At 50.9% G+C, this 796-nt stretch carries 2 protein-coding genes; both read left to right on the top strand.

What is annotated here, in order from left to right:
• Window positions 1–442 (top strand): substrate-binding domain-containing protein (locus RTK32_RS11070; protein ID WP_409451084.1); only part of this gene is annotated, 442 nt, incomplete at its 5' end.
• 128 nt (window positions 443–570) lie between these two features.
• Window positions 571–796, top strand: a 226-nt coding sequence (locus RTK32_RS11065; RefSeq protein WP_312043887.1) for a helix-turn-helix transcriptional regulator, incomplete at its 3' end; no start/stop codon positions are given.

Below are 796 nucleotides of genomic sequence, written 5' to 3'. Positions count from 1 at the left end.
CCGTATCGATTACCGGGCTCATCGTCAGCGTATTGACGGGTTTCGTGAGGCAATGGCCAGACGCGCGCCCCGGGTTCAACTGCGAGAGGTTCTTTCCGGTCAGGATCAGCGTGAAGTGATCCGCGCGCTTTTTGAACAGACATTGCGCGAAGCGCATCAGGTAACCGGCATTTATAATACCGGCGTCGGTAACAGCGAAATTAAAGCGCTGCTGCAAAGGCATAATTTACATTGTACGGTGATCACCCACGAACTCTATTCCGTTACCCGCCAGATGCTCGATGCGGATATGGTCGCCTACACTCTGGATCAGAATGCGCCCGCGCATGCCCGGCTGGCTATTGACTTACTGTTACGGCATCTTGAAGACGGCTATCAACCTGACCTTTATCAGGATGGCAAAGTAGGACTTAAAATTATCACGGCGGAGAATATGGAATAGTTTTCCCGTGCCCTATACAGGGGGCGCCCACCAGGAATTATCTTAAATGATTATTAAGACTGTTAAATCAGAAGGTTGTTATATAGATTCAGGGGGAGCCCAGCCTGTAATTTGCCGGAGAAAACACCTTGCATGACGGTCTGTTAATTAGCGTCGGTGAACGCATACGCCTGTTCCGCAAACGCAAGCAGCTAAGTCAGATTGCCCTGAGCGAGCGCAGCGGCATCGATCGTACTTATCTGAGCGATATTGAAAACGGCAAGCGGAATATCAGCTTGCTCACCCTGAATAACCTGGCCGTGGCGCTTGATGTGCCTATTGAAGTACTGGTTTCTCGCCCACCCGTGACGATTT

The organism is Erwinia sp. (assembly GCF_031978025.1).
Lineage (GTDB): Bacteria > Pseudomonadota > Gammaproteobacteria > Enterobacterales > Enterobacteriaceae > Erwinia.
The sequence above is the reverse complement of the archived record's forward strand: the minus strand, read 5'-3'. Positions and strand labels throughout refer to the sequence as shown.